Annotated in this window: 21 protein-coding genes; 11 read left to right on the forward strand and 10 right to left on the reverse strand. The window is 57.4% G+C overall.

What is annotated here, in order from left to right; translation table 11 throughout:
- Positions 1-40 precede the first annotated feature (40 nt).
- The 4 genes from M2407_RS02150 to M2407_RS02165 all read right to left on the reverse strand — a co-directional run bounded on the left by M2407_RS02150 (position 41) and on the right by M2407_RS02165 (position 4168).
- Positions 41-715 (reverse strand): epimerase, encoded by a 675-nt coding sequence (locus M2407_RS02150; RefSeq protein WP_122077765.1) that lies wholly within the window; start codon positions 713-715, stop codon positions 41-43.
- The gene (locus tag M2407_RS02155; protein ID WP_046374163.1) at positions 712-1737 is read right to left on the reverse strand and encodes an AraC family transcriptional regulator; all 1026 of its coding nucleotides are present in this window, start codon (positions 1735-1737) and stop codon (positions 712-714) included. Before M2407_RS02155 ends, M2407_RS02150 begins: the two co-directional genes overlap by 4 nt.
- Positions 1738-1745: 8 nt before the next feature.
- Positions 1746-2630: an oxidoreductase gene (locus M2407_RS02160; RefSeq protein ID WP_259216648.1), complete on the reverse strand. Its 885-nt coding sequence runs from the start codon at positions 2628-2630 to the stop codon at positions 1746-1748.
- 83 nt (positions 2631-2713) lie between these two features.
- Positions 2714-4168: a PLP-dependent aminotransferase family protein gene (locus M2407_RS02165; RefSeq protein WP_259216649.1), complete on the reverse strand. Its 1455-nt coding sequence runs from the start codon at positions 4166-4168 to the stop codon at positions 2714-2716.
- Positions 4169-4346: 178 nt separating this feature from the next.
- On the opposite strand from M2407_RS02165, the gene M2407_RS02170 reads away from it, so the two are divergent.
- The 3 genes from M2407_RS02170 (at position 4347) to M2407_RS02180 (ending at position 6525) form a co-directional block, all read left to right on the forward strand.
- Positions 4347-4532 (forward strand): DUF1127 domain-containing protein, encoded by a 186-nt coding sequence (locus tag M2407_RS02170; RefSeq protein ID WP_046374161.1) that lies wholly within the window; start codon positions 4347-4349, stop codon positions 4530-4532.
- Complete coding sequence (locus M2407_RS02175; protein ID WP_116690922.1) at positions 4533-5156, forward strand: glutathione S-transferase family protein; 624 nt, start codon at positions 4533-4535, stop codon at positions 5154-5156. It begins immediately after the preceding gene.
- 238 nt (positions 5157-5394) lie between these two features.
- The gene (locus tag M2407_RS02180) at positions 5395-6525 is read left to right on the forward strand and encodes a Gfo/Idh/MocA family protein (RefSeq protein ID WP_259216651.1); all 1131 of its coding nucleotides are present in this window, start codon (positions 5395-5397) and stop codon (positions 6523-6525) included.
- Between the two features lie 102 nt (positions 6526-6627).
- Here the strand turns inward: M2407_RS02180 and M2407_RS02185 are convergent, their stop codons facing one another.
- From M2407_RS02185 to M2407_RS02195, 3 genes are read right to left on the reverse strand one after another with little or no spacing between them, the layout of a single operon-like run.
- Positions 6628-8499, reverse strand: a complete 1872-nt coding sequence (locus tag M2407_RS02185; RefSeq protein ID WP_128863991.1) for an amidohydrolase — start codon at positions 8497-8499, stop codon at positions 6628-6630.
- 21 nt (positions 8500-8520) lie between these two features.
- Positions 8521-9066 (reverse strand): antibiotic biosynthesis monooxygenase, encoded by a 546-nt coding sequence (locus M2407_RS02190; protein ID WP_115059469.1) that lies wholly within the window; start codon positions 9064-9066, stop codon positions 8521-8523.
- A gap of 45 nt (positions 9067-9111) precedes the next feature.
- Entirely contained in the window at positions 9112-9756 is a 645-nt protein-coding gene (locus M2407_RS02195; RefSeq protein ID WP_020825867.1) for a hydrolase, read from the reverse strand.
- A 142-nt stretch (positions 9757-9898) separates the two neighbouring features.
- On the opposite strand from M2407_RS02195, the gene M2407_RS02200 reads away from it, so the two are divergent.
- The 8 genes from M2407_RS02200 (at position 9899) to M2407_RS02235 (ending at position 17146) form a co-directional block, all read left to right on the forward strand.
- Positions 9899-10807, forward strand: a complete 909-nt coding sequence (locus M2407_RS02200; protein WP_115059468.1) for a LysR family transcriptional regulator — start codon at positions 9899-9901, stop codon at positions 10805-10807.
- A 35-nt stretch (positions 10808-10842) separates the two neighbouring features.
- Complete coding sequence (locus M2407_RS02205; RefSeq protein WP_259216652.1) at positions 10843-11229, forward strand: cell envelope integrity TolA C-terminal domain-containing protein; 387 nt, start codon at positions 10843-10845, stop codon at positions 11227-11229.
- Between the two features lie 159 nt (positions 11230-11388).
- Positions 11389-12456: a fatty acid desaturase gene (locus M2407_RS02210; RefSeq protein WP_128863992.1), complete on the forward strand. Its 1068-nt coding sequence runs from the start codon at positions 11389-11391 to the stop codon at positions 12454-12456.
- Between the two features lie 29 nt (positions 12457-12485).
- Complete coding sequence (locus M2407_RS02215) at positions 12486-13418, forward strand: ABC transporter substrate-binding protein (protein ID WP_259216653.1); 933 nt, start codon at positions 12486-12488, stop codon at positions 13416-13418.
- A gap of 79 nt (positions 13419-13497) precedes the next feature.
- Positions 13498-14652 carry an ABC transporter permease gene (locus M2407_RS02220; protein ID WP_259217303.1) on the forward strand — a complete coding sequence of 385 codons (1155 nt, stop codon included), beginning with the start codon at positions 13498-13500 and terminating at the stop codon, positions 14650-14652.
- Positions 14649-15584, forward strand: a complete 936-nt coding sequence (locus M2407_RS02225; RefSeq protein WP_048761476.1) for an ABC transporter ATP-binding protein — start codon at positions 14649-14651, stop codon at positions 15582-15584. The genes M2407_RS02220 and M2407_RS02225 overlap by 4 nt, the downstream gene beginning before the upstream one ends.
- A complete protein-coding gene (locus M2407_RS02230; protein WP_116690916.1) occupies positions 15581-16357 on the forward strand; it encodes an ABC transporter permease in 777 nt (258 codons plus the stop codon). Before M2407_RS02225 ends, M2407_RS02230 begins: the two co-directional genes overlap by 4 nt.
- Before the next feature lie 9 nt (positions 16358-16366).
- Positions 16367-17146, forward strand: a complete 780-nt coding sequence (locus tag M2407_RS02235; protein ID WP_128863994.1) for a phosphate/phosphite/phosphonate ABC transporter substrate-binding protein — start codon at positions 16367-16369, stop codon at positions 17144-17146.
- A gap of 19 nt (positions 17147-17165) precedes the next feature.
- Here the strand turns inward: M2407_RS02235 and M2407_RS02240 are convergent, their stop codons facing one another.
- The 3 genes from M2407_RS02240 to M2407_RS02250 all read right to left on the reverse strand — a co-directional run bounded on the left by M2407_RS02240 (position 17166) and on the right by M2407_RS02250 (position 18397).
- A complete protein-coding gene (locus M2407_RS02240; RefSeq protein WP_201895592.1) occupies positions 17166-17543 on the reverse strand; it encodes a MarR family transcriptional regulator in 378 nt (125 codons plus the stop codon).
- 2 nt (positions 17544-17545) lie between these two features.
- Positions 17546-17893, reverse strand: coding sequence for a DUF6516 family protein (locus M2407_RS02245; RefSeq protein WP_259216654.1), 348 nt, complete (start codon positions 17891-17893; stop codon positions 17546-17548).
- Positions 17894-18220: 327 nt separating this feature from the next.
- Positions 18221-18397 (reverse strand): hypothetical protein, encoded by a 177-nt coding sequence (locus M2407_RS02250; protein WP_162838007.1) that lies wholly within the window; start codon positions 18395-18397, stop codon positions 18221-18223.
- Positions 18398-18498: the final 101 nt, after the last annotated feature.

Below are 18498 nucleotides of genomic sequence, written 5' to 3' on the forward strand. Positions count from 1 at the left end.
GGCACAGGTGGCCCACGCGCGCGGCTTTAACATAGCAGAATCAACCCGCCGAGGGCAGGGCCAAACGGTTAATCTCCACCGGTTCAAGGATGCGCAAGTCTGTCTCGCGCCGTGCCACGGCCAACATTGCCAGTCCGATACGTTCGGTGGTGGTGACCTGATTGGGGAACAGCCGTTGGGCGCCAAACCACAGCGGTTTAAAAAGCCGGTACAGCAGATCATAAAGCCGGGTTCGGGACCGGATGCCGTGCAGCGGCACGATAACGCCCGGGCGGAGCATCACCGCGTGGAACGGCAGCGCCAACAAGGCATTTTCGGTTGCGCCCTTGACCCGTGCCCACATGCTGCGGCCTTGCTCGCTGCTGTCGGTGCCGACGCCGGAGACATAAATAAAGACCATGTTCGGGTTTAACCGCGCCAGCGGGCGGCCCGCAGCCAGCGTCAGATCGTAGGTCAGGGCACGGTAGCGTGCTTCGCTCATGCCGGCGGAAGATACGCCAAGGCAGAAGAAGCAGGCGTCGTAGCCGCTGAGCTGAGTCTCCAGGGCGGACAAATCACTCAGATCGGGCAACGTCAGTTGGCGAAGCTTGGCATCGCTTTGCGCCAGTTCACTGCGGCCGATGCTCAGCACTTCCGTCACCTGCGGATCGAGCAGACATTCGCGCAGTGCGCCTTGCCCGACCATGCCGCTGGCGCCGAATATTATCACTTTCATAACCTGTTCTCCTGACGCCCGGCGATGCGTTGATGACGCCAGCGGTTCGGCGTTTGTGATTCCCATTGCATAAAGGCACGGCTAAATGAATTCAGTTCTTCGAACCCGAGCACGAAGGCAATTTCACCGGGCTCCAGATCGGTATCCGACAGCAGATGACAGGCCGTACGGTGGCGGGTTTTATCCAACAGTTGCTGATAGCTGTAGCCGTGCTGTTGCAGACGACGCTGCAGGGTGCGTGGGCTGAGGTACAGCTCGGCAGCCACGCTGTTCACGCTGGGTCGTTGTCCGCGCATGCTACGGGTGAGGATCGCCATCACCCGTGCGGGCAAACTGTCGTCCTGCTCGACCTTGGCCAACTCGGCTTCCAGCCCGGGCAGCAGTACGGCCAGCATGTCCTGGTTATAGGTGATAAAGGGCTGCTGCATCAGCGCACGATCAAACACCAGCACGTCCAGCGGGGCGTCGAAGCGGATCGGACAGCTAAAATGGCGCAGCAACGGCGAAGCGGGATCGTGGTGCCGCGTCAGTTCAATCGCCCTCGGTTGAATTGCCAGGCCGGTGCCACGACGGCACAGAGTAGTGATGGACGCAAACATGGCGTCCACCAACAGCTCAGGGGCATGACCTTCGGCCATGGTCCAACGGGTGTGCAACCGCACGGCCTCGCCGTCTTCCGTCAGCGTCAGTTCTTCGGGACACACCAACCGCTTGTAGCGGGCGACTTTTTGCAAGGCCTCCCCCAGCGTCGCCGAATGCAGCGCCGCGACTGAAGCGATATCGTAATGCTCCGGTGCGACGTCACTGCCGAGGCGAAGACCAAAGGCCGTATCATCGGTCAGGCGCGGGAGCGCCTGCCAAATATCAAAGAACTGCCTGGTGGAAAGCTTGACCTTTTCGCGCCCGTGGCTGAGCAGCCCGCTGGGGAGGCCGGCCAGTTGACCAAGCTTTTCAATATCCACCCCCAGCGCTTTGAGACGAATGGCTAAGGCGCTGGAGACCGGGATTTGATCGCTGCTCATGGTGTTCCTTATGATTTGCCGGCCACCAACGCCGCCATGATTTCGTGATCCGGTTGGCTATCGTCCCGGTCGGTGCTCAGGCTGAGGTAACGGAATTTGGCATCCGTCGCTTCACGTTCGGCCTGCACCTGTCCGGCGATAAATACCGCATCGCTGCCGAGTAACAGGCGCAGCGGGGGTTCATCCATCTCGGCGATCTGCAAGATAACCTGCGCGGCCTTGGCCGGGTCGCCGGGTTGATGGCCGTTATGCTGTTGCAAGTAGTCTAGCATGGGCCCAAGCGTTGCCTGGTAAGCGGCGCTGACAGGGGCGATGGTCATTGATGAGCCGGCCCAGTCGGTGCGGAAACCGCCGGGTTCAACCAGGGTCACCTTCACGCCGAAGGGCGCAATTTCTTTTGCCAGCGATTCGGAGAAGCCTTCGACCGCCCACTTGGCGGTGTGGTAAGCGCTCAGACCCGGTACGCCAAGGCGTGCGCCTATGGTGGAGATCTGAATGATATGGCCGCTGCCCTGTTGACGCAGCACCGGTAGCGCCGCGCGGGTGACGTTAAAAACGCCATAGAAATTGGTATCGACCTGGGCGCGGAAATCGGCTTCATCGGCATCCTCCACCGGCGCGATGTTGCCATAGCCGGCATTGTTGACCACCACATCCAGTCGGCCGAAGCTGTCTATTGCTGTCTGTACCGCACGTTTGGCGGCCACGGCGTCAGTAACGTCCAACGCCACGGTGACCACTTGCTCACCGTACTGTTCCACCAGCGGCTGTAACTGCTGTGGCTGGCGTGCGGTCGCGACCAGACGGTGGCCGGCGGCCAAAACAGCCTGCGCCAACTGCTGGCCCAAACCGCGTGAACTGCCGGTAATTAACCATACCTGAGACTGAGACATAACCACCTTCCTGTACCTGCTTGTTGAAGAGGTTCTACTCTAGAAGGTTCGTCCACATGCGGATAATCCGATTGCGCCAGAGTTTAATCCGATCGCGCCAATGTGATGTCGCGCTCTGGGGCGTGCGCCAGCATCAGCATTTGAATGGTCTCGCCAACCCGTTGCACCGCTTGTTCAATCTCTTGCGTCAGCTTGGGCGCATAGTTGATACGCAGGCAGTTACGGTATTTACCGGAGGCGGAAAAAATGCTGCCGACGGCGATCTGCACACCCTGTTGTTCCAAATGGCGATTTAGCCGCAGGGTATCAAACGCTTCATCCAGCTCAATCCACAGCATAAAGCCGCCGCGTGGTTGGCTAACACGGGTACCGAGCGGGAAGTACTTCATAATCCATCCGGTCATCACGTCCCGGTTCTGCTGGTAGCGGGTACGCATGCGCCGCAAATGTTGCAGATAGTGGCCGTGGCGGATGAATTCGGCAATCGCCAGCTGTGGCTGGGTCGCAGTAGAGCCGGTGCCGATATATTTCATGTGCAACACGCGCTCCAGATAACGCCCTGGGGCAATCCAACCGATGCGCAGGCCGGGTGCCAGCGTTTTGGAGAACGAGCTGCACAGCAATACCCGGCCGTCTTCATCGAAGGATTTGATGGTGCGAGGCCTTGGGTATTGGTAGGCGATATCACCGTATACGTCGTCTTCGATGATCGTCACATCGTAGCGCTGCGCCAGCGTCAGCAAACGCTGTTTGCGCTCCTCCGGCATAATGTAACCCAAGGGGTTATTGCAGTTGGGCGTCAACAGAATGGTTTTCACCGGCCACTGCTCCAGCGCCAGTTCCAGCGCCTCCAGGCTGATCCCGGTCAGCGGATCGGTAGGGATTTCCAACGCCTTCATGCCCAACCCTTTCAGCGTTTGCATGGTGCCGTGAAAGCAGGGGGAGTCTACCGCCACGATATCCCCCGGCTGGCAGACGGCGCGCAGGCCGGTGAACAACGCCTCGTGGCAGCCGGTGGTGATCACCAGCTGGTCGGCGCTAATCTGGCAACCGGAGTCCAGCAGCAGCCGGGCGATTTGTTCACGCAAGCCGATAACGCCTTGAATGCTGTCGTAGAGCAGGCTGCGCAGATCGCCGTGACGGCCCAGGGTGCCCAGCGCTTTGGTCAACGGTTTCAGCGTAGGTTCGCTGATATCCGGCATGCCACGGCCGAGCTGGATCACATCTTCGCGCGGTTTATTTCGGATCAGTTCCAGTACCTGCTCCCACTGCGAAATATCCACCGGTCGCTGCACCGGACGGGTGACGGCGGGAAGCTCGGCCAGAGTGCGGCGCCTTTGTACGAAATAGCCGGATTTGGGGCGCGCTTCCACCAGTTGGCTCTCTTCCAGCAGGCGATAGGCCTGTTGCACCGTGCTGATGCTGACGCCGTGTTCCAGGCTTAGTGCGCGCACCGACGGCAGACGATCGCCGGCCGGATAGAGCCCCTGTTCGATGCGTTGGCTAAGGAGCGCGGCCAGGGTGGCGTAGCGTGTCATACAGATACCCAAAGTGAGAGTGGTTGAGGAAAAAACCGGTACAGATGAGATTAAATTAGACCATTCAGATAGGCAGAGACAGCTTTTGTATGGAAAAAATATCAACGCCCTGAATCTGTATTGTTTTTCGCGCGATCAGCATCATAGGTTTCGTGATCAAACCGAAAGAGGATCTGTGATGAGCATTTCTGTTGAGGGCGAACCGGTACAGCACCGGGCGAGATTTCCACTTTGGCAGTTGTACCTGCAGCGTTATCGCACCCGTAGATCTTTGTTGCAGTTGGACGATGCCCAACTGGCGGACATTGGTCTGTCGCGCGCACAGGCAATGCAAGAAGGGCGCAAGCCTTTTTGGAGAACATAAATGTTGAAATTGTTGGGTAAGGCCTCGTCGATCAATGTGCGCAAAGTATTGTGGACCAGCCATGAACTGGCGTTGCCGCTGACCAGAGAAGACTGGGGCAGTGGTTTTCGCTCCACGCAAACACCGGAGTTTTTGGCCCTCAACCCCAATGGCCTGGTGCCGGTATTGATTGACGGCGATCGGGTGCTGTGGGAATCCAACACGATTTGTCGTTACCTGGCGGGCCGGGAAGGGCGTCAGGATCTGTTGCCGACAGAACCGGGCGCACGCGCAGCGGTAGAAATGTGGATGGACTGGCAGGCCACCGATCTCAACAACGCCTGGCGCTATGTTTTCATGTCGCGAGTTCGCCAGGATGCCGCCTACCAGGATCCGGAGCGACTGGCAGCGGCGGAGCGGGAGTGGAACAGGTTAATGGGCATGCTCGAACAGCATTTGGCGCAGGGGAATGCTTATATTGCTGGCACGACCTTTAGCCTGGCGGATGTGGTCATTGGGCTGTCGCTCAATCGTTGGCTGATGACGCCTTTCTCGCGCCCGGATTACCCAGGGTTACAAGGGTATTTGCAACGGCTGCAACAGCGGCCGGGTTTCTTGCTGTATGGTGCCAACGGGTTGCCGTGATATGAAATAAAATATTCATTTTGGCCTGACATCTTTGGCCAGAAGACGCAGCGTACCCTCGAGGCTGCCTCGTTACATTCCCGTCTGCAAGGTTTCATGAACGGCATCACGGATATGAGTTTTATTTTTCTCTTTGCTTGTTATTGAAATTTATATTTCATATAACCGTATCACAGACGGTGCGTTTCATTAAGTGGCGCGCTGACCAGATTACGGATACAGGCAACGGGAGAGGGTGATGAAACAGGTACGCGTTGGTTTAATTGGCACCGGCTATATTGGGCGCTGCCACGCTATTGCTTATGCGCAGGCTGCCACGGTATTTCCACTGAAGGGGGAACTGGTGTTGGAAATGCTGGCGGAAGTGACGCCGGAGCTGGCGCAGCAGCGCGCTGCGGAATTTGGTTTCTCTCGTTCGACCGCCGACTGGCACCAGCTGGTGGCCGATCCGGCTATTGATGTGGTGGATATCTGCGCGCCGAATTTCCTGCATAAGGAGATGGCGCTGGAAGCGATTCGCCACGGCAAACACGTTTATTCTGAAAAACCGCTGGCGTTGGACGCCAAAGACGCCGCTGAAATGGTGCAGGCCGCTCGCGCCAAGGGGGTTAAAACGCTGGTGGGTTTCAACTATATGAAGAACCCGACCAGCCAGCTGGCGCGCGAAATTATCGCCAATGGCGAGATTGGCGAAGTGGTGCATTTTTACGGCACCCACAATGAAGATTATCTCGCCGATCCGCGTACGCCTATCGACTGGCACTGCCGCAAGGCCACGGCCGGGTTAGGCGCGCTGGGCGATTTGGCGGCGCATATTGTCAACATGGCGCATTACCTGGTGGGTGACATTGTGGCGGTCTCCGGCGATATGCAGACCATCATCAAACAGCGCCCGGATGCGAAAGACCCTACGCTGATGCATCAGGTTGAAAATGAGGATCAGGCCAGCGCGCTGGTGCGTTTTGCCGGTGGCGCCATGGGTACCATCGAGACTTCACGCATTGCCTGCGGGCGCAAGATGGGGCTGACCTACGTGGTCACCGGAACCAAGGGCACGTTAAGTTACACCCAGGAGCGAATGGCGGAGCTGAAGCTGTATCGTCACGATGAGCCGGCGGAGCGCCAAGGGTTTAAAACGCTGCTGGTAGGCCCTAAGCATCCGGATTACGCCGCCTTCTGTATTAGCGCAGGGCACGGCATTGGTTTTAACGATCAGAAAACGGTGGAGATCCGCGATCTGGTTAACGGCATTGCCGCCGGTGATCGCATGTGGCCTGACTTTGAAGAGGGCTGGAAAGTATCTTGCGTGCTGGATGCGATAGCCGCCTCCGCCGAACAACGGCGCTGGCTGGAAATTAATCGCGATTAACCAAGGGCTATGACGCTCACAACTCGAGAGCGTCATAGCTTAACTGGCTAATAAGTTAATAAGCTATTAGCTTGATAACTTACTGCGGTGATAGCCTGCCAATCAAAAAGCGAAGCAGGAACAACCGAATGCGCCCCAAAAGGCATTGTCGTCTGAAACAGGAATGCTGGAACGGCGGGCGACGTCATGCTGATGCGCGTGCACGCCGCAAGGGCCGCAACACTGGTGCGCCTGGCCCAGCACCCCGACGCGGGCCGCGGCTGAAGGAGGGGCAGAGCGATAATGCCCCGGCACCTGGGTCACCGGCGACCAGTCAGGCAGTACCGGAATTGCCGGCGGCGCCAGCGGTGAAAAACTGCCGGCGGCGTACACCACCTTGCCGTCCACCACCGTCATCACCGATTCAATCCCCTTGATCTGCTCCTCGGGTATGCTGAAATAATCCTGCGACAGCACGGCCAGATCGGCTAACTGTCCGACCTTAATCTGTCCTTTTTTACCCTGTTCGGTTGAGAACCAGGCGCTGCCCTGGGTCCACAACATCAGGGCCGTTTCGCGATCCAATCGCGCACTGTCGTCGTACATCGCCATACCGCCAACGGTACGGCCGGACACCAGCCAATACAGCGCCGTCCACGGGTTATAACTGGCCACGCGGGTGGCGTCGGTGCCTAACCCGACCGGCAACTCGGCCGCCAGCATTTTCGCGACCGGCGGCGTCTGTTTGGCGGCTTCTTTGCCGTAGCGTTCGGCAAAGTATTCCCCCTGAAATGCCATGCGATGCTGTACGGCAATGCCGCCGCCCAGCGCTTTCACCCGCTCGATGTTACGTTCGGAGATGGTTTCCGCGTGGTCGAAGATCCAGTGCAGGCCGTTGAACGGAATATCGCGGTTCACCTTTTCGAACACGTTCAGCATGCGGCTGATGGATTCGTCATAGGTGGCATGCAGGCGGAACGGCCAGCGGTGCTCGACCAGATGGCGCACTACGCGCTCGAGCTCATCTTCCGTACCTTCCGGCAGATCCGGACGCGGCTGGAGGAAATCCTCGAAGTCGGCGGCGGAGAACACCAACATTTCACCGGCACCGTTATGACGGTAAAAATCGGTGCCCTGACCGGGTTTCAGCATGTCGGTCCACAGCTGGAAATCTTCAAGCTCCTGCTTCGGTCGCTGAGTGAACAGGTTATAGGCGATACGCAAAGTGAGTTGCTGCTTATCGTGCAGTTCGGAAATCACCTGATAGTCATCGGGGTAGTTCTGGAAACCGCCGCCGGCGTCGATGGCGCTGGTCAGGCCCAGGCGATTGAGCTCGCGCATAAACTGACGGGTGGAATTGACCTGTTGTTCAAGCGGCAGCTTGGGCCCTTTGGCCAGCGTGGCATACAGGATCATGGCATTAGGCTTGGCAATCAGCATGCCGGTTGGGTTGCCGTTGCCATCGCGCTGGATCTCGCCCCCCGGCGGATTTGGCGTGTCTTTGGTGTAGCCCACCACTTTCAGCGCGGCTCGGTTGAGTAAAGCGCGATCGTACAGGTGCAGAATAAACACCGGGGTGTCCGGCGCCGCCTGATTGATTTCGTCCAGCGTTGGCATGCGGCGTTCCGCGAACTGGAATTCGGTCCAGCCGCCGACCACCCGTACCCATTGTGGGCTGGGGGTACGCAGTGCCTGCTCTTTCAGCATGCGCAGTGCATCGGCCAACGACGGCACGCCTTCCCAACGCAGCTCAAGATTGTAGTTCAGACCGCCGCGGATCAGGTGCAGGTGCGAGTCATTGAGGCCGGGGACGGCGGTGTGGCCGTGCAGATCAATCACCTGAGTTTCAGGTCCTGCATGCTGCATAACGTCGTTTTCACTGCCGACGGCGAGGAATTTGCCGTCGCGGATAGCAACCGCCTGGGCGGTAGGCGCCTCGCGATCGACGGTGTGAAATTTACCGTTGGTGATAATCAGGGAAGCAGAGTTACTCATAACGTTCTCCCGGCAGGCCGCCTAACGGCGGGTGAGCCATTGATGAAATATGCGTGTGACTATCGGCATCCAGAGGAAGACCACCAGGGCGACGACGGTGGCGTCATTAAGCAGGTGGCCGACCAGCGTGCCGTTCAACTGCGGCAACAGGTTTCCCCAAAACCAGGGCACCAGATTGGTGGACGGAAAAATCACCAGCAGGGTGATCAAAAATTGTTTCCACTTGGCGGGCTGGCGGGTATTGGCGCTCGGCGGCGTGAACCAGAATTCTGCGCCGGGCCGAATTTCAATGCTGTCGCTCTCCAGCAGCAGCGGCGAAACTTCCTCGATGTAGCGTTTGCGCAGCGGTGAATTCACCCACTGGGACAGGTTGTCGAGGTTGTCAAAACGGACCAGTACGGTGTAGGCCTGCTCATGACCGGTGGGGCGGATCACGTTAACGCCCAGATGTCCGGCAAAGTTGGCGGCTTCGGGCATAATGCGCTTCAGCCAGGCCTCGTAGGCCGGTTCCTGCCCCGGCGCCAAACGGTGAGTGATAACTAGCGTGACATGCTGCGGGTGGGCCATAGCACCGACTCCAGAAAAACCCCGGCGACGCGGCCGGGGTTAGGTTTATTTCGCCACCCGCGCCGGGGCGTGATGCACCATGGTGTAAGCGTAGTCAACGCCCATGCCGTAAGCACCGCTGTGTTCGCGCACCAGTTCCATAACTGCGTCGTAAGTCTCTTTGCGCGCCCAGTCGCGTTGATACTCCAATAGCACCTGCTGCCAGGTTACCGGGATGGCACCGGCCTGCACCATACGGTCGATGGAACGCTCATGCGCATCCACCGAGGTACCGCCGGAAGTGTCGGTGACCACGTAAACTTCATAGCCTGCCTCGAGCGCCATCAGCGCCGGGAAAGTCAGACAGACTTCGGTCCACAGCGCGGAAATCACCAGCTTTTTGCGACCGGTGGCTTCAACGGCCTTTACGAAGGCTGCGTCTTCCCAGGAGTTCATCGAAGTGCGTTCAATCGGGGTGATTTCAGGGTGAACCGCCAACAGTTCTGGCCAGATATAGCCGCTGAAACTTTCGGTTTCAACCGAGGTGAAAAGGGTGGGAACATTAAAAATCTTGCCGGCTTTCGCCAGACCGACCACGTTGTTTTTCAGCTGCTGGCGATCAATATTGGCCACGCCAAAAGACATTTGCGGCTGGTGGTCAATGAAAATCAGTGCAGAATTATCTTTATCAAGTAATTGAAATTTAGACATTATTTACCTTCCCAGAAAGACTTAGGTTTAACAACGGGTGAATGTAACGTCGATAAACCGCATGGTAGGCAGGGGCTGATTTCAAAGATAGCGCAGAATTTTTGCCGTCTTGTTGAGTTTTTTTATACACGGAGAGGGAGCGATGAGGTTAAACCTGGAAGCGTTATTGATTTTGGATGCGCTCGATCGGCACGGGTCATTTGCGGCGGCCGCCGCCGTGCTGTTTAAAACACCTTCGGCGTTGAGCTATATGGTGCAAAAACTGGAGAGCGATCTCGACATCACCTTGCTCGATCGCTCAGGCCACCGCGCCAAATTCACCGATACCGGCAAGTTGATGTTGGAAAAGGGCCGGGTGCTATTGCGCGCCGCGCAGGATTTGGAGCAGCAGGCTCGCTATGTGGAAAACGGCTGGGAAAGCGAGATCACTCTCGGTATCGATGCCTCGTTTCCTTTTGAGCGCCTGTTGCCGCTGATGGAAGAATTTTATCAGCAGAATCACCATACCCGGCTGCGCGTTAGTCACGAGGTGCTGGCGGGATCCTGGGAGTCGCTGGTTTATGGTTGTGCGGATATTATTATTGGCGCGATTTGTGAACCCCCGTCGCGGGTAGGCTATGCTTTTAGTCAGTTGGGTCGGTTGGACTACGTATTTGCCGTCGCACCGCAACACCCGCTGGCGACAATGGCGGAGCCTTTGCCGAAGGCAGAGATCCGTCAGCACCGTGCGGTGGTGGTGCGTGATACCTCAAGGGTGAACGCACCGCAGAACCTGAATATTCTCGAGGAGCAGGACACCTTGACGGTGTTCGGTTTCGACGCCAAGTTGCGGGTGCAGCTCAGCGGTCTCGGCTGTGGTTATTTGCCGCGTTATTTGGCTGAACCTTACCTGAAAAGTGGCGAGTTGGTCGCGAAAAACGTCGAATCTGAGCGCTGTAGCGACGTTGCTTATTTTGGCTGGCGTGAGAATAACGCCGGTTTGGCGTCCAAATGGTGGCGTGAACGCTTGCAGCAGTGTGCCGATGCCGGGAGCCTGTACCCGGCATCTTGATGCCCCGCCATTGTGCGGAACGACAAGGATGCAGAATGATGAGAACAGGGATGTGGCTTTTGGTAGCGTTGTTACCGTTGCTGGCCGGTTGTAATACGGACCACCGTACCGAGATTGCCGGGCTGGAAAAACCGATGTCTGCCGCGGCATCGGTGCAGCCGCCGTCGGGCAACTACCCGGAAAGAATGCGGCGTGCCATTACGCAAGAAATGCCGACGCTCGGCAAATACAAATCCCAAACCTGTTCGATCAGCATTCATCTGTTACCGGACGGCTCCCTGAAGGACTTCAAGGTACTGGCAGGCGATGCTGAGTTTTGCGCTGTAGCAAGTCAGGCAGTACAGCGCGCCAAACTGCCCAAAATGACCAGTCAGACCGAATACGCCTTATTCAACAGCTCGGTGCTGGATTTCGTTCCCTGATGCCGATGGCTTACCGCATCGGATGAGCTCGCGATTGTGTGGGGCATCAAAAGTACGGCATAAATAGCTGATTTTTAACTTTGCTTTGCCGCTTTCGTTATTTTGAGCGCCTGCGCTGCTCGAAGATACTGAGGAAAATGACCCACAGCGAGCCGCCGCATGTCCTCAGCCAAAAGCCACAGCCACTATTTGCATTCTGCACAACGCCTTTGGATCCAACAGCTTAACCAGCGCTGGTATTGGCGATGCGAGTTGCCGACCTGGGGCATCATGGCGGCGGTGTACGGCGGCTGGTTTGGCGTGGTGCACTACTGGCAGTCGCTGGGACCCTGGCTTGGCACGCCGTTGCTGATTTTGTTGGCCACCTGGTATATGTCGTTGCAGCATGAGCTGATCCACGGCCATCCGACGCGGTGGCCCCGCATCAATCAACTCTTTGGCCTGTTGCCGCTGGCGGTGTGGTATCCCTATGGGTTGTATCGCGATTCGCATATTCAGCATCACCGCAATGAACATCTGACCGACCCGCATGAAGATCCCGAAAGTTATTATTTCAGTCAGACACAGTGGCAGCGTTATCCCAGATTGTTTCCGCTGTTGGCCAAGGTGCGCAATACGCTTAGCGGGCGGATTGTGTTCGGTCCGGCGCTGGATATCGTCGCGACGGGGGTTAATGCGCTGAAAGCGATTGCCGCCGGTGAACTGCGCACGTTGGTGATGTGGTTGGTGCATCTGCTGCTGCTGGCGGCAGTGCTGGTTTGGCTGAAGCAACATGGCATTGGCACGACGTTTTACCTGTTGGCGATCGGCTATCCAGCGCTGGCGCTGACCAAGATAAGATCGTTTTTTGAGCACCGCGCCGTTGAAGCTCCGCAGGCACGTTCTATTATTAATGAGGCGGCTTGGCCGTGGCGGCTGCTGTTTCTCAATCTGAACTATCATTTAGTTCACCATGATCTCCCCGGCTTGCCGTGGTACGGTTTAAGGCAGGTCTATCTGGCGGAGCGCGGTGCTTACCAGCAGCGCAGCCAGGGATTTGTGGTGCAGGGCTATGGCCAATGGGTCAGCGAATACGCTTTTACCCCGGTCGCCGTTGAGGTTCATCCGTTTAACGCCGGCGAGCCGCTAAAGGAAGTTCAGGGCGAAACCGAAGCCTGGCCGGCGGAGACTTTTATCGTGCGATGGAAACGCGCGTCTCAGGATTTTCCAATCGATCTGGCCAAATAGCCGGAAAATACACAACAAGAGGAAAAAGTATGGCAATCACCCCATTACGTGGTCGCGTTTTCGCTTTGGCACTGGGTTTACTTGCCGCGAGTATCGGCGTGGCTCAGGCGGCCGACACGGTGCGCGTGGGCTCAAAAATCGATACCGAAGGCTCGCTGCTGGGTAACATCATCGTGCAGGTGCTGGAGTCCAACGGCATCAAAACCACCAACAAATTACAGCTCGGTACCACCAAGGTGCTGCGCGGGGCGATCACCTCCGGCGAGATTGACATCTACCCGGAATACACCGGCAACGGCGCATTTTTCTTCTCCGATGAAAAAGATCCGGCGTGGAAGAACGTCCAGGCCGGTTTTGAGAAGGTCAAAAAACTCGATTACGACAAGAACAAAATTGTCTGGCTGGATGCTTCGCCGGCCAACAATACCTGGACTATTGCCATTCGTCAGGACGTGGCGGACGCCAACCACCTGAAGACGCTGGCCGATCTGGGCAAATGGATCAACGGCGGTGGCAAGTTCAAACTGGCGGCCTCGGCGGAATTTATCGAACGTCCGGACGCACTGCCGGCATTCCAGAATGCCTATGGCTTTAAGCTGAATCAGGATCAGCTGCTGTCGCTGGCTGGAGGGGACACGGCGGTGACCATTAAAGCGGCGGCGGAGCAAACCTCCGGCGTGAACGCGGCCATGGCTTACGGCACCGATGGCCCGGTGGCGGCCCTGGGTCTGCAAACGCTGGAAGACCCAAAAGGGGTGCAGCCGATTTACGCACCGGCACCGATCATTCGTGAAGCCGCGCTGAAACAGCACGCCAATATCGCCGAATTGCTGAAGCCGGTCTTTGCAACGCTGGACGGCCCGACGCTGCAAAAACTTAATGCGCAGATCGCGGTGGAAGGTCAGGATGCCAAACAGGTTGCGGCCGCTTATCTGAAAGAAAAAGGATTGGTTAAGGGATAGCGCTGATATTCCCTCTCTCCCTATGGGAGAGAGGGAGAGCAGGGCCCATTGACTATGGAGCCGGAGAGTTTCTTTGATTATTGCCGTAAAAAACCGCGTATTACTGACGCTGCTTGTTCTGTTGCTGCTGGCCGCATTTGGCCTGCCGTTCCTCAGCTATGCCCCCAATCGCCTGCTGTCGGGCAAGAGCATTTCCCTGATTTCCCTGCTGCACGGCCCGGCGCTGTGGCTATTGGCCCCGCTGTTGGTGCTGGCAGTGCTCAGCCTGTTGGCACCGCTCAGGCGCAATGCATTGTTGACTGCGCTGGCGGCTGCAGCGCTGCTGGCGCTCACCTTCTGGCTGAGCGGGCATGCCGCGCAGCAGTTGGCGCAGGAAGGTTCCAAACTGGCGCGTACCTCCTGGGGCAGCGGCTGCTGGCTGATGCTGGCGCTGAGCCTGCTGATGGCTGCCGATGCCATCACCCGCATCACGTCTTCGCATTTGTGGCGCATGCTCGGCAACCTGCTGGTGATATTGCCTGCGCTGGCGCTGCTGTTCGGCCATCAGTTGGATCAGCTTTCGCTGCTGAAAGAGTATTACAACCGGCAAGATGTGTTTGATGCCGCGCTGTTGCAGCACCTGACTATTCTGCTGGCGACGATGGTCCCGGCGCTGCTGATCGGCGTGCCGCTCGGGGTGTTGTGTTTTCGTTCATCCCGTTTGCAAACCCCGATCTTCTCCACGCTGAACATTATCCAGACCGTGCCGTCGATTGCCCTGTTCGGCCTGCTGATAGCGCCGTTGGCCGGGTTGGCGAAGGCGGTGCCCTGGCTGGCGGAACACGGCGTCAGCGGCATTGGCATGGCGCCGGCGATAGTCGCCCTGGTGTTGTACGCCCTGTTGCCGCTGGTGCGCAGCGTGGTGGCCGGGTTACAGAGCGTGCCCGCCAGCGTGATCGAATCTGCCAGCGGTATGGGGCTGACGCGCGGCCAGATTTTCTTTCGCGTACAGCTGCCGTTGGCTTTGCCGCTGTTTCTGACCGGCGTACGCATTCTGGCGGTGCAGACCGTCGGCATGGCGGTGGTGGCCGCGTTGATCGGTGCCGGAGGTTTCGGCGCCATCGTTTTCCAGGGGTTGCTGAGCAGCGCGCTGGATCTGGTGCTGCTGGGCGTGATCCCGGTGATCGTGATGGCGGTAATCGTCGATTCGCTGTTTAAATTTATGGTTTCAATTTTGGAAGTGTCACGCCGATGATTCAGTTTAATCAGGTCAGCAAGATTTTTCAGGGTAAGCCGGCGGTGGACGATCTGACGCTGCAGATTGCCAAAGGCGAATTTGCCGTACTGATCGGTACCTCAGGCTCCGGTAAATCCACCACATTAAAAATGATCAACCGGCTGATCGAACACGATCAGGGCAAAATTTACTTTGCCGATGAAGAGATCCAAAAATTCAAACCGCAGGATCTGCGGCGCCGCATGGGCTATGCCATTCAGTCGATCGGCCTGTTTCCGCATTGGACGGTAGAGGAGAACATCGCCACCGTGCCGCAATTGCTGAAATGGCCGCGGGCACGGATCCGCGATCGGGTGACCGAACTGCTGGAGCTGTTGCACCTGGAGCCGGAACTGTTCCGACACCGTTATCCGCATCAGCTTTCCGGCGGGCAACAGCAGCGGGTGGGAGTGGCGCGCGCGTTGGCTGCCGATCCGGAAGTGTTGTTGATGGACGAACCCTTTGGCGCTCTCGATCCGGTAACGCGCACCGCGCTGCAGACGGAGATTGCGCGTATTCATCATCTCTCCGGGCGCACCATCGTACTGGTGACGCATGACATTGACGAAGCGCTGGCATTGGCCGATCGCATCGTGTTGCTCGATCAGGGCCGTGTGGTGCAACAAGGCACGCCACTGGAGCTACTGACTGCACCGGCCAACGATTTTGTGCGCGATTTCTTTGGCCGCAGCGATCGCGGCATCAAATTGCTTTCTTTAGGCACGGTGGCGGAACGGGTGCGGCCCGGGCATGCGGACGGTGAACCTATTTCCTCCACCATGAACCTGCGTGAAGCGTTGTCGGTATTTGTGGCGCGCGGCAGTGAATGCTTGCCGGTGGTGGGGGAGCAAGGAGAGGCACTCGGCGTGCTGCATTTCAACGATCTGATTGCCCAAAAGGCGCTGTCATGAGTGCGCCTAAAGCCCTGCGTTGGCTGCGCGATCCGCTGCCCTGGACCTTTGCCCTGCTGCTGGCGCTGGTGTTTGGCATGAATCATCTGCATGGCCTGTTTGCTGCCTGGTTTCCCGATCTGGAAAGGCCGGTGTATCAGCAGGACAGTTTTATCTCGCTGGTGTGGGCACATCTGTTGCTGGTCGCGGTCTCCAGTCTGATCGCCGTGGTGATTGGCGTAGCGGCCGGGATCGGCGTGACGCGCCCTGCCGGTAAGGCGTTTCGTTCGCTGGTGGAAACCGTGGTAGCGGTCGGCCAGACTTTTCCGCCCGTGGCGGTGCTGGCGGTAGCGGTACCTGTGATGGGCTTTAGCGAACAGCCGGCGATTATCGCACTGGTGCTGTACGGTTTGCTGCCGATCTTGCAGGGCACGCTGACGGGTATTGAATCGGTACCCAGCGCGACCCGCGAGGTTGCGCAAGGGGTTGGTATGAGCGCCAGGCAAATTCTGTGGCGCGTCGAACTGCCGCTGGCGGCGCCGGTGATTGTTGCCGGTATTCGGACCTCGGTGATCATCAATATCGGCACGGCGGCAATCGCTTCCACCGTCGGCACCAAAACGCTTGGTTCGCCGATAATCATTGGCCTGAGCGGTTTTAATACCGCCTACGTGATCCAGGGCGCGGTAGTGGTGGCGCTGCTGGCGATCATTACCGATATGCTGTTTGAGCGCTGGGTGCGCTATCTCACCGCCTGGCGTCAGCAGACGCAGGCGGCTTCTTCTGCGGGGTAAGGGAATAGGATGCAAGTATCTTTGCCGATGTATGGCGTGACTCATCAACCGGCCGAATCTTTCTGGCGAGTGCTGCGCGGTAAATTACTGCAGTTGGGATTGCCGCTGGCTCCTGAACAGCTCGTCTGGCCGCACGACCTGGCTCAGCACTGGCTACAGGACGATTTATTGCTCAGCCAAACCTGCGGTTATCCGCTGGTCAGCAGCCTGCAGCAGGTGCAGCTGATCGGGACTTATCACTACCGCGTCGAGGGTTGTGAGGGCGCGAATTACAGCAGTTGGTTGGTGGTGCGCGACGACGACTCAGGCGAGCAACTGGCGGATTTTCGCGGCCGGATCGCCGCATACAACAGTACCGACTCTCAGTCAGGGCATAACAGCTTGCGTGCGCTGATCGCACCCTTGGCACAGAACGGCAGATTCTTCAGTGCTGCCATCGCCTCCGGGGCGCACTATCAGTCGCTCAAGCTGATCCAAAACCGGCAGGCAGACATTGCTGCCGTCGACTGCGTCAGCCTGGAACTGTTGAAACGGGCACGGCCCCAGGCGTTGGCCGGGCTGAAAATTATTGGACGAACGGCCAGCGTGCCGGGGCTACCCTTGATTACCTCGTCGCAGACCCCGCCGGAACAGCTGGAAATACTGCGTGCCGGGGCGAAGGCGATGCTGGGCGAAGCGGTAAGCGACAACCTGCTGATCGGCGATTTCAGCCTGGTGCCGCGTTCGGCATACCAAATAATCACCGAGCTGGAGCAGCAGGCCGCCGCCCGCGGGGTGACAGCGCTGTAAGCTTATGACTGGCCTGCGTTCAGGCTGCGCTAAAGCGTGCGTTCAATTTTTGATCGACAATGATCTCGAAGTCAGTAAATAAGGCTCTGGGTTTGACCGTTCGGCCGTGTTTTTCCAGCGATACCAGACCGTGGCCGCTGAGCGTTTTCAGCGTGGCGGAAAGATTGCTTATTTGCCGACCGGAGAGTTCCGCCAATCGGCTCATGGTTGCCGGTTTTTCCGTATCAATCATCCGCAGCAGGGCAATATTTTCATTGCTGAGCACCTGGGCCAAAGCAATCATTGAGGTGAACCAGACCTGCGGTTCACGCTCCTGCGGCTGGTATTCACCTTTTGCAATGGCCAGTATCCGTTTGCGGATCAACTCTTCAGGCATTACGCCAATCAGTGCTTTCATCTTCAACCTCGGTTTTCTCTCTTGCTTATGACTTCATCGATTTTAGTGAAGAAATCTTCCACCAACTGAAAAGCGGAATGAAACTCATAGGGTGAGCCTTTATCCGTGGGCGTCTGATGTTGGTGGTCGTAAAGTATTCGGCCTGAAAATTGCCCTTTTCGAGGGACTTTAATGGCATGGGCATTGTCGATGCCAAACACTCGGGTGTTGTATTTATCATGCAGCGTCAAGTTGTAGCGTATGCCATGGGGAATGAAAGCCGTTTTGGTTACTTTCCATGCTTCTATTTTCCACCAGTAGCCATCTTCACGGTTTACTCGGGTGCCATGAAGGCTAAGGATGTAGTCCATTGCTTGCATCCATTTTCAGTACTCCAGAAAGTTATGATTTAACCATAACTCTTGGGTGTTTTACGGTCAATGCTATTTCATCAGGAAGAGTGGCAGACTGAATAGATGAGAATTTGACCGCAGAATGGGGTTGAACACAGCGGTAATTTGTTGACGTTTCTGTCGGCGGCAGCGCGCAGAAAATCGCACCAACGGTTGGCGAAAGAAGAGAAGGGGAATTGCTGCTGAAATGGAGCAATGAGGCGGTTACCGCGCCCTTTGCAGATACCGGTGCGCGTCGGGCGACTGCAGCGTTTTTTTACAACAACGCTGCCAGCGCGGGACGCATCACTTGGCCTGAATGCTCTCTGCCGGAGTGGCAGTGGCGGCGGCTTCGTGTGACGTGGCGGTCTCTTCTAGCGGCGTGGTGGAACGGGTGTACATATTCAGCCCGGCCAGGAATACGCCGCCGAGTGAACCAAAGGCACACAGAAAGATAACGATAATGAACGATTTTTTCAGCATGGGGATGATTTCGCAGGTTGCCAGGAACAACGGGAATTATAGACGCTTCGTAATATGAAACAAGAATCGTTTTAATACCCGTCGTCTTTCAAGCTGCAGCG

Origin of the sequence: Serratia sp. BIGb0234 (genome assembly GCF_024809915.1) — a bacterium.
Taxonomy (GTDB): Bacteria; Pseudomonadota; Gammaproteobacteria; order Enterobacterales; family Enterobacteriaceae; genus Serratia; species Serratia liquefaciens.